The organism is Inquilinus sp. (assembly GCF_057815775.1).
The window spans coordinates 1-9,655 of record NZ_JBYRFX010000776.1 but is presented as its reverse complement, the minus strand read 5'-3'; the positions used below and the strand labels follow the sequence as shown (position 1 = coordinate 9,655).

Genomic DNA, 9,655 nt, shown 5'->3' with positions numbered 1-9,655 from the left:
GACGATCGCGACGACCGCGATGCTGACCTCCTTGTAGCGGGAGAGGATGACCAGCACCCTTTCCAGCAGCGTGTCCGGCACCTTGACGCCGACCTTGCGCGCCTTTGCTTCGTTGCTTGGCACCATCTGCCTTTCTGTCGCTCCGGTCCTCTGGACCGGCTTCGCCGCACGAGCCTAGGCGCGAGTGGCGAAGCCGGATCCGTCTGCTGCTCAGGTCGGCTCGGCCGTGCTGCGGCCTTCGAACCGGGTCTCGCCGACATAGGCGTCGACATTGTCCTTGGTCACATAGGCCTGGCTGGTGTCGCTGTTGGCCGGGCCGACCAGCCCGCCCGAGAGCTTGTAGAGATACATCTGCTGCACCGGCAGGAAGCCCTGCAGATAGGCCTGCTGGTCGGTGGTGAAGGCGACGTCGCCGGACTTGATGTAGCCCAGCGTCTGCGGGAACAGGTCGAAGCCGGCGGCGACCACGCCGGTCTTGGCCAGCCCGTATTTGTTCGACACGAAGCCGCAGGCATAGGTGTCGGACCCGCCTGTGCCGAACAGGCCGGCGACGTTCTTGTGGCTGAGATAATAGCTCTCGACCCGCGAGATTTCAGTCGCCGGATCCGGCCCGGTGTTGACCACGTCGTAGGTCATGCCCTCGCCGTGATCCTTGATCGCCTGGATGTAGCCATCGAGGCGGGGCTGGGTGTTGAGCGAGCCGGGAACGCCGATCGACAGCATGACATGCCCGCCCTTGGGCACCATCTGGATCCACTTCAGGGCCGAGTTGTAGCCCGACTGGTACAGCGGCTGGCCGACATAGGACAGGCGCTTGTTCGGGCTGCCGGTCGGCACGTCGGCGTTGAAGGCGACGACCGGGATGCCGGCGGCGCTGGCCGCGGCCACCGCGGCGTCGAACGCCTTGGGGTCGACCAGGCAGACCGCGATGCCGTCGGCCTTCTGGGCGATCGCCGTCTGCACGGCGCTGACCATCTCGGACACCACGTTCTTATGCGACCCGGTCCACGGGTAGCTGCAGCCGAACGCCGCGCAGGCGTCCTGGATGCCGTAGATCGTCGGGGTGAAGAACTGGTCCAGCGTCACGTGGCAGACAAAGAAGAACTTGTACGGCTTCTTCGGCAACCCGCCGGCCGCGTCGTCGGCCAGGGCAGTGCCCATGCCGCCGGCCAGGCCGGCCGCGCCGAGCCCCAGTGTCGCTGCCGTGCGGAACGCGCTGCGCCGGCCGATCGCGCTGCCGATCAGCCCTGGCAGGCCTGTCTGGTTGCGGGTGTCGTCGTCCATCTCGAACCTCCCTCGTCTTGCCTTATGGGAACGGGCATGACCGGCCGTCCCGAATGGGGCGGGTGTCATCCGGTTCTCCGGTTACATTGTTGTATGACAAATTCTGTGTCAATTTGATTCCATGTCCGGCGGGGCGGGTGGGCGGCAGGGCCGCGGATTCCCCGGCCGGGCATGGACATTCACTAAGGAATTGGGGCCGTGGCCGGCCGGGATTTGCCATGGCGGATCCGGCGGATCGCGGCCCGCGGCCAAGGAGTTGAAATGCCGGATATCGAGTTCAGGCCCGTCACCAGGGACGGGCTGAAGGTGACGACGATCGGGCTGGGCGGAACCGGCCTCGGCAACATGTACCGCGCCGTCGACCCGGGGGCGGCGATCGCCACCGTCCAGGCCGCCTATGACCGCGGCGTGCGCTATTTCGACACCGCCCCGGTCTATGGCTTCGGGCTCAGCGAGACCCGCCTCGGCCAGGCGATCAAGACGCTGCCGCGCGACCAGATCGTGATCTCGTCCAAGGTCGGCTACGATCTGGTGCCGATCCCGGACAGCGAGAAGAAGCCGCAGCTGTGGGACGACGCCCCGGCGATCCGGGCCGATTTCGATTATTCGCGCGACGCGGTGCTGCGCTCGCTCGAAGGCACGCTGAAGCGGCTCGACACTGACCATGTCGACATGGTCGCGATCCACGATCCGGACGAGGCGATCCATTTCGCTCCCGGCGAGGACCCCTATGCCCGCAGCCGCTTCAAGGAAGCGATGGACGGCGCCTATCCCGCCCTGGACGATCTGCGGTCGCAGGGCGTCATCAAGGCGATCGGCGTCGGCATCAACCAGTGGCAGATGCTGTCCGACTTCGTCATCGCCGGCCGGTTCGACTATTTCCTGCTGGCCGGCCGCTACACGCTGCTGGAGCAGGAGCCGCTGGCGACGCTGCTGCCGGTCTGCGAACAGCGCGGCACCAGGATCGTGATCGGCGGCCCGTACAATTCCGGCATCCTGGCCACCGGCGCGGTCCAGGGCGCGACCTTCAACACCCGGCTGGCGCCGGCACCGGTGCTGGAGCGAGTGCGGCGGATCGAGGCGGTCTGCGCCAAGCACGACGTGGCGCTGCCGGCCGCCGCCCTGCAATTCCCGCTGGGCCACCCCGCCGTGGTCAGCGTCATCCCGGGCGCCCGCTCGGTGCCCGAGCTGGAGCAGAATCTGGGCTATCTGGCGCAGCCGATCCCGGCGGCGTTGTGGAGCGACCTCAAGGCCGAGGGCCTGATCGAGGCCGCGGCGCCGGTTCCGGCCGGGGCCTGAGGCCCGGGGGTTTGGTTCGGGCCGTTGGCCCGATCGATCGAAGGTGTCGTCGCCCGCCCCGGCCGGGGTGGGCGGCTTCCCGTCAGCGGATGCCGGACCGGGGCGGCGTCCGGCCGCTGTTGTTGTTGGCCGGTTGTGGCGCCATCGACAACTCGTGCTCCGGCACCATCCGCTCCTCCTGGCCCAGCACGCTGCGCACGCGGTACATCGGACCGGACGATTCGCTGGGATAGCGCGCCAGCACCTTGAATGACCCGACGGCGGACTGGCCCGACAGCGATCGGCGCGAGACCTGCACGGTGCTGCCCACCGAGAATTTGTAATCCGTCATGGCGACATTTCTGGCCTCCCCTGCGGGAGCGCCGGTGGCGGGATCGGCATATCAAACCAACCACATCATACATCGGATCGAAGAAATATTTTCGACAAAGCGTTCTGGATCCTCAGTATTTCCAGGAAAAAATCGCCTTATTCGCCGAAACTATAGAAAATCGTAATTGGTATTTATTTCCGTGAATTTGGCGATCGAGCTTGTATCCGGCGGCTGAAATGCGCATTTGGGGGAAGCATTTTGAACAATATGCCTCGCTTGAAATAATTCCCTGAAGGGATCCGCCCATGAAATTCCGCCCCCTGCACGACCGCGTCGTGGTTCGCCGGATCGAAGCCGAGGCCAAGACCGCTGGCGGGATCATCATCCCCGACACCGTCAAGGAGAAGCCGCAGGAGGGTGAGATCGTGGCCGTCGGCCAGGGCGCGCGGGATGCGCAGGGCGTGATCCAGGCGCTGGATGTCGGTGTCGGCGACCGCATCCTGTTCGGCAAATGGTCGGGATCCGAGATCCGGCTCGACGGGGTCGATTACCTCGTCATGAAGGAAGCCGACGTGATGGGCGTGCTCGCCTGATCCCTCGGCCCTCCGGACCCCTTTCCCTCATCTAAGGATTCAAGACCATGCCGGCGAAAGACGTCAAATTCAGCACCGATGCGCGCGACAAGATGCTCCGCGGCGTCGATATCCTGGCCCGTGCCGTCAAGGTCACGCTCGGCCCCAAGGGGCGCAATGTCGTCCTCGACAAGTCCTGGGGTTCGCCGCGGATCACCAAGGACGGCGTGACGGTGGCCAAGGAGATCGAGCTTTCCGACAAGTTCGAGAACATGGGCGCCCAGATGGTGCGTGAGGTCGCGACCAAGACCAACGACCTGGCCGGCGACGGCACCACCACCGCCATCGTCCTGGCCCATGCCATCGTCAAGGAAGGCGCCAAGGTCATCGCTGCCGGGTTGAACCCGATGGACGTGAAGCGCGGCATCGACCTCGCGGTCGCCGCGGTGGTCGAAGAGATCGGCAAGCGCGCCCAGACCATCTCGACCAATGACGAGATCGCCCAGGTCGGCACCATCTCCGCCAATGGCGAGCGCGAGATCGGCGAGATGATCGCCAAGGCGATGAAGAAGGTCGGCAACGAGGGCGTGATCACGGTCGAGGAGGCGAAGAGCTTCGAGACCGAACTCGACATCGTCGAGGGCATGCAGTTCGACCGCGGCTACATCTCGCCCTACTTCGTCACCAACGCCGAGAAGATGATCGCGGAGCTGGAGAACCCCTACATCCTGCTGCACGAGAAGAAGCTGCCGAACCTGCAGGCCTTCCTGCCGCTGCTCGAGGCAGTGGTCCAGGCCGGCCAGCCGCTGCTGATCATCGCCGAGGATGTCGACGGCGAGGCGCTGGCAACCCTGGTGGTCAACAAGCTGCGTGGCGGCCTGAAGGTCGCGGCGGTCAAGGCGCCGGGCTTCGGCGATCGTCGCAAGGCGATGCTGGAGGATCTCGCGGTCCTCACCGGCGGCCAGGTCATCTCCGAAGACCTCGGCATCAAGCTGGAGACGGTGACGCTCGACATGCTCGGCCGCGCCAAGAAGGTGGTCATCAGCAAGGAAACCACGACGGTCGTCGACGGCGCCGGCGCCAAGAAGGACATCGAGGGCCGCACCAACCAGATCCGCGCCCAGATCGAGGAGACGACCTCGGACTATGACCGCGAGAAGCTGCAGGAGCGGCTGGCCAAGCTGGCCGGCGGCGTCGCCATCATCCGAGTCGGCGGCGGCAGCGAGATCGAGGTGAAGGAGCGCAAGGACCGCGTCGACGACGCGATGCATGCGACCCGGGCCGCGGTGGCGGAAGGCGTCGTCGCCGGCGGCGGCGTCACCCTGCTCTATGCCAGCCGTGTGATCGACAAGCTGAAGCCCGAGAACACCGACCAGAAGGTCGGCATCGACATCGTCCGCCGCGCCCTGCAGGCGCCGGTGCGGCAGATCGTCGAGAATTCCGGCGGCGACGGTTCGGTGGTGGTCGGCAAGCTGCTCGACAGCAAGGACCACAACTGGGGCTACGACGCCCGCAAGGGTGAGTTCACCGCCATGATCAAGGCGGGCATCCTCGACCCAGCCAAGGTGGTCCGCATCGCCCTGCAGAACGCGGCGTCGATCGCCGGCCTGCTGATCACCACCGAGGCGATGGTGGCGGAACGGACGGACCCGGCGGCAGGCGCCTCGGCGCATGGCGGCGACTCGGGCGGCATGGATTACTGAAGCCGATCCGGAAGCCGGTCCCGCCTCGGCGGGATCGGCTGTGATTGCAGATCCCCAATACGATTGCAGCCGCCCGGCAACGGGCGGCTGCAATCGTATTGGGGCCGCCGTGAGCGGCAGGCGTGGCCCGGTCACTCGCCCTTGAGTTCGAGTTCCTTGTTCACCCGCAGCGCGGCCAGGGTGCAGACGGCGCCCGACAGCAGGTAGGCGCCGACCAAGGCGAGGCCGAACTGGCTGGACAGGCCCAGCGCGACCAGCGGCGCGAAGCCGGCGCCGACCATCCAGGCGATGTCGGAGGTCAGGGCCGAGGCGGTGTAGCGATAGGTGTTCGAGACGTTCGACGCCACCGCGCCGGCCGCCTGGCCGAAGGACAGGCCGAGCAGGGCGAAGCCCACCAGCACGAAGGTTGCCCGCCCCGCGGCACCGCCGCCGAGCAGCATCGGCGTGACGAAGCTGAACAGCGCGATCAGCACGGCGCAGACCGCCAGCAGGGTCCGCCGGCCGGTGCGGTCGGCGATCAGCCCCGACGCCACGATGCCGATGGTGCCCAGGATGGCGCCGATGAACTCCGTGATCAGGAAGTCGCCGGCATTGTGGTCGGTGTACAGGGCGACCCAGCTTAGCGGGAACACCGTCACCAGGTGGAACAGGGCGAAGGTGGCCAGCGGCACGAAGGCGCCGACCAGGATGTTGGGGCCCTGCGCCTTCAGCGTCACCGACACGCGCTGCGCCTCCAGGTCCCGGCTTTCATACAGCCGCTGGAATTCCTCCGTCACCACCAGGCGCAGGCGGGCGAACAGGGCGACGACGTTGATCGCGAAGGCGACGAAGAAGGGATAGCGCCAGCCCCAGTCCAGGAAATCGGCCACCGGCAGGTTCATCAGGAAGAACGAGAACAGCGCGGCTGCCAGCATGAAGCCCAGCGGGGCGCCCAGCTGCGGCATCATCGCGTACCAGCCGCGGCGATTGTGCGGCGCGTTGAGCGCCAGCAGCGAGGCCAGGCCGTCCCAGGCGCCGCCCAGGGCCAGGCCCTGGCCGATGCGGAACAGCGCCAGCAGGGCGATCGCGGCCGGGCCGATGTCGTCGGTCCCGGGCAGGAAGGCCATCGCCGCGGTCGAGCCGCCGAGCAGGAACATCGCCATGGTCAGCTTGACGCTGCGCCCGTGCCGCCGGTCGACCTCCATGAAGAAGATCGATCCGATCGGGCGGGCGACGAAGGCCAGCGCGAACACGGCGAAGGAGTACAGCATCGCGTCCAGCGGCGTCGCATGCGGGAAGAAGAACCGCGGGAAGACCAGGACCGAGGCGATGGCGTAGACGAAGAAGTCGAAAAACTCCGCCGTCCGGCCGATCACGACCCCGATCGCGATCTCGCCCGGCGACACCCCCGAATGTCGATCAGCCGGCAGCGTCACATCCTGCCCGGCTGCGGACGGGGAGAGCGGACCGTAGGGTCGACTGAGAGTGGCCATGGTCTTGTTTGTCCTGCTGGGCGTGTCGTGCCGGGCCGGGGTGCCGTTCTCCTGAATATGGCGTATGAATCCTGTGCGTCAAAGTGCGGCAACGAGCGGCCGCCCGGCCATTTCGGGCCCCATGCAGCCTGGGCACGGGCGGTGCGACGATGTTGCACTGCAACCATTCGCCGCTTCGTAGGACAAACTGTCCTCTGTTACATCGCGTAATGCTTCGGTAAAGCCAGCCCCGCCCTACCGCGTCTCTCACTCAGGCAACGGCATGCCCATCAAAGCCTTAGGCCGTCTGGTCGCTCTCCCCCTCCTGATGTCGTTGGCCGGCTGCAACATGGTGGTGATGCAGCCATCCGGCGATATTGCGGTGCAGCAGCGGGATCTGATCGTGATGTCCACGATCCTGATGCTGCTGATCATCGTGCCGGTGATCGCCCTCACATTATTTTTTGCCTGGAAGTACCGCCAGTCGGCCAAGGCGGCGGACTACGACCCGGAGTGGAGCCATTCGACCCAGCTCGAGGTCGTGATCTGGTCGGCGCCGCTGGTCATCATCATTGCCCTGGGGGCGCTGACCTGGATCAGCACCCACACGCTGGACCCCTACCGGCCGCTGGATCGCATCGACGCGGCCCGGCCGGTGGCGGCGGATGTGAAGCCGCTGACGGTCGAGGTCGTGGCCCTCGATTGGAAATGGCTGTTCCTCTACCCCGACCAAGGCATCGCCTCGGTGAACGAGCTGGCGGCGCCGGTCGACGTGCCGATCAACTTCAAGATCACCTCGGCGACGGTGATGAACTCCTTCTTCGTGCCGGCACTGGCCGGGCAGATCTATGCCATGGCCGGCATGGAGACGAAGCTGCACGCGGTGATCAACCACCCCGGCGAGTATGAGGGCTTCTCGGCGAACTACAGCGGCGCCGGCTTCTCCGGCATGCATTTCGCCTTCCACGGCCTGCCCAAGGCGGATTTCGACGCCTGGGTGCAGAAGGTGAAGGCCGACGGCAACAACCTCAGCCGCGAGGAATACCTGGCGCTGGAGCGGCCGAGCGAGCGCGACCCGGTGCGCCACTACGGCACGGTCGCGCCCGACCTGTACGACGCCATCCTCAACCTGTGCGTCGACCGTTCGAAGATGTGCCAGAGCGACATGATGCGGATCGACGCCAAGGGCGGCGGCGGCATGGCGGGCATCGACAACGTGATGATGCTGAACCACGACAAGACCGCCCGGCGCGGCGACGGCCCGGCCAAGACCTATGTCGCGGCGATCTGCACCACCGACGGCGACATGGCGCAAGGCTTGCCGCCGGAAGGGCTGCTGACCCGGTGGGCGGGGCGGCGGACGGAATGATGCCCGCCTGCGCGCCTGCACTCTCGCCCTCTTCGCATCGGCTGCCCGTCATGGCCGCATGCTCCGACAAGACCGAGTAGACCGATGTTCGAAAACATAGACCTCCAGAAGCTCGTCTTCGGTCGGCTCACGCTCGATGCGCTGCCGCTGCACGAACCCATTCTCGTCGTCACCTTCATCGCCGTCGCGCTCGGGGGCATCGCCGTCTTCGGCGCCATCACCTATTTCCGGCTGTGGTCCTATCTCTGGCACGAGTGGTTCACCAGCATCGACCACAAGAAGATCGGGGTCATGTATGTGGTCCTGGCCCTGATCATGCTGCTGCGCGGGTTTTCCGACGCGATCATGATGCGGGCCCAGCAGGCCATCGCCTTCGGCGCGAATGAGGGCTACCTGCCGCCGCACCATTACGACCAGATCTTCACGGCGCATGGCGTGATCATGATCTTCTTCATGGCCATGCCCTTCGTCACCGGGCTGATGAACTTCGTGGTGCCGATGCAGATCGGCGCCCGCGACGTCGCCTTCCCCTTCCTGAACAATTTCAGCTTCTGGATGACGGTGTCCGGCGCGGTGATCGTGATGATCTCGCTGTTCGTCGGCGAATTCGCGCGCACCGGCTGGCTGGCCTATCCGCCGCTGTCGGGCATCGCCTACAGCCCGGATGCCGGCGTCGACTATTATATCTGGGGATTGCAGATCGCCGGCATCGGCACGCTGCTATCCGGCGTCAACCTGGTCGCCACCATCATCAAGATGCGGGCGCCGGGCATGAAGATGATGCAGATGCCGGTCTTCACCTGGACCGCGCTGTGCACCAACATCCTGATCGTCGCGGCCTTCCCGGTGCTGACCGCCGTCCTCGCCCTCCTGTCGCTCGACCGCTATGTCGGGACCAACTTCTTCACGAACGACTTCGGCGGCAACCCGATGATGTACGTGAACCTGATCTGGATCTGGGGCCATCCGGAGGTCTACATCCTGATCCTGCCGGCCTTCGGCATCTTCTCCGAAGTGGTGGCGACCTTCTGCGGCAAGCGCCTGTTCGGCTACACCTCGATGGTCTACGCCACGGTGGTGATCACGATCCTGTCCTACCTGGTCTGGCTGCACCATTTCTTCACCATGGGCTCCGGCGCCAGCGTCAATTCCTTCTTCGGCATCACCACGATGATCATCTCGATCCCGACCGGGGCGAAGATGTTCAACTGGCTGTTCACCATGTATCGCGGTCGCATCCGGTTCGAGGTGCCGATGCTGTGGACCATGGGGTTCATGATCACCTTCGTGATCGGCGGCATGACCGGCGTGCTGCTGGCGGTGCCGCCGGCCGACTTCGTCCTGCACAACAGCCTGTTCCTGATCGCCCACTTCCACAACGTCATCATCGGCGGCGTGGTGTTCGGGCTGTTCGCCGGCCTGACCTACTGGTTCCCCAAGGCCTTCGGCTTCAAGCTGGACCCGTTCTGGGGCAAGATGTCGTTCTGGTTCTGGCTGGTCGGCTTCTACTTCGCCTTCATGCCGCTCTATGTGCTCGGCCTGATGGGCGTGACCCGGCGGCTGAACCATTTCGACGACCCGTCGCTGCAGATCTGGTTCATCCTCGCCGCCTTCGGCGCATTCCTGATCGCGCTGGGCATCCTGTCCTTCATCATCCAGCTGGT

The 9,655-nt window shown here is 65.7% G+C and carries 8 protein-coding genes; 5 read left to right on the top strand and 3 right to left on the bottom strand.

Annotated features, from left to right (window positions below; genetic code table 11):
- Nucleotides 1-210: 210 nt before the first annotated feature.
- Complete coding sequence (locus tag AC3XYG_RS27640) at nucleotides 211-1,284, bottom strand: sugar ABC transporter substrate-binding protein (protein WP_489143090.1); 1,074 nt, start codon at nucleotides 1,282-1,284, stop codon at nucleotides 211-213.
- 261 nt (nucleotides 1,285-1,545) lie between these two features.
- Between AC3XYG_RS27640 and AC3XYG_RS27635 the strand changes: the two genes are divergently transcribed.
- Nucleotides 1,546-2,583, top strand: coding sequence for an aldo/keto reductase (locus tag AC3XYG_RS27635; protein ID WP_489143089.1), 1,038 nt, complete (start codon nucleotides 1,546-1,548; stop codon nucleotides 2,581-2,583).
- 82 nt (nucleotides 2,584-2,665) lie between these two features.
- On the opposite strand, the gene AC3XYG_RS27630 is transcribed toward AC3XYG_RS27635, so the two are convergent.
- Entirely contained in the window at nucleotides 2,666-2,914 is a 249-nt protein-coding gene (locus AC3XYG_RS27630; protein ID WP_489143088.1) for a hypothetical protein, read from the bottom strand.
- 287 nt (nucleotides 2,915-3,201) lie between these two features.
- Here AC3XYG_RS27630 and AC3XYG_RS27625 point away from each other — a divergent pair, with 287 nt between their 5' ends.
- Together AC3XYG_RS27625 and groL are read left to right on the top strand one after the other, a co-directional pair.
- Nucleotides 3,202-3,489, top strand: a complete 288-nt coding sequence (locus AC3XYG_RS27625; protein WP_489143087.1) for a co-chaperone GroES — start codon at nucleotides 3,202-3,204, stop codon at nucleotides 3,487-3,489.
- A gap of 47 nt (nucleotides 3,490-3,536) precedes the next feature.
- Nucleotides 3,537-5,171: a chaperonin GroEL gene (groL, locus tag AC3XYG_RS27620; RefSeq protein ID WP_489143086.1), complete on the top strand. Its 1,635-nt coding sequence runs from the start codon at nucleotides 3,537-3,539 to the stop codon at nucleotides 5,169-5,171.
- A gap of 131 nt (nucleotides 5,172-5,302) precedes the next feature.
- Here groL and AC3XYG_RS27615 read toward each other — a convergent pair whose 3' ends face one another.
- Entirely contained in the window at nucleotides 5,303-6,643 is a 1,341-nt protein-coding gene (locus tag AC3XYG_RS27615) for an MFS transporter (RefSeq protein WP_489143085.1), read from the bottom strand.
- 262 nt (nucleotides 6,644-6,905) lie between these two features.
- Here AC3XYG_RS27615 and cyoA point away from each other — a divergent pair, with 262 nt between their 5' ends.
- Nucleotides 6,906-7,991 carry a ubiquinol oxidase subunit II gene (gene cyoA, locus AC3XYG_RS27610; RefSeq protein WP_489143084.1) on the top strand — a complete coding sequence of 362 codons (1,086 nt, stop codon included), beginning with the start codon at nucleotides 6,906-6,908 and terminating at the stop codon, nucleotides 7,989-7,991.
- Nucleotides 7,992-8,075: 84 nt separating this feature from the next.
- Nucleotides 8,076-9,655, top strand: a 1,580-nt coding sequence (locus tag AC3XYG_RS27605; protein WP_489143083.1) for a cbb3-type cytochrome c oxidase subunit I, incomplete at its 3' end; no start/stop codon positions are given.

Coding starts and splice junctions, on each gene's coding strand:
- groL (WP_489143086.1), top strand. CDS start 3,537: ATGCCGGCGAAAGACGTCAAATTCAGCACCGATGCGCGCGACAAGATG.
- AC3XYG_RS27640 (WP_489143090.1), bottom strand. CDS start 1,284: ATGGACGACGACACCCGCAACCAGACAGGCCTGCCAGGGCTGATCGGC.
- AC3XYG_RS27635 (WP_489143089.1), top strand. CDS start 1,546: ATGCCGGATATCGAGTTCAGGCCCGTCACCAGGGACGGGCTGAAGGTG.
- cyoA (WP_489143084.1), top strand. CDS start 6,906: ATGCCCATCAAAGCCTTAGGCCGTCTGGTCGCTCTCCCCCTCCTGATG.
- AC3XYG_RS27630 (WP_489143088.1), bottom strand. CDS start 2,914: ATGACGGATTACAAATTCTCGGTGGGCAGCACCGTGCAGGTCTCGCGC.
- AC3XYG_RS27625 (WP_489143087.1), top strand. CDS start 3,202: ATGAAATTCCGCCCCCTGCACGACCGCGTCGTGGTTCGCCGGATCGAA.
- AC3XYG_RS27615 (WP_489143085.1), bottom strand. CDS start 6,643: ATGGCCACTCTCAGTCGACCCTACGGTCCGCTCTCCCCGTCCGCAGCC.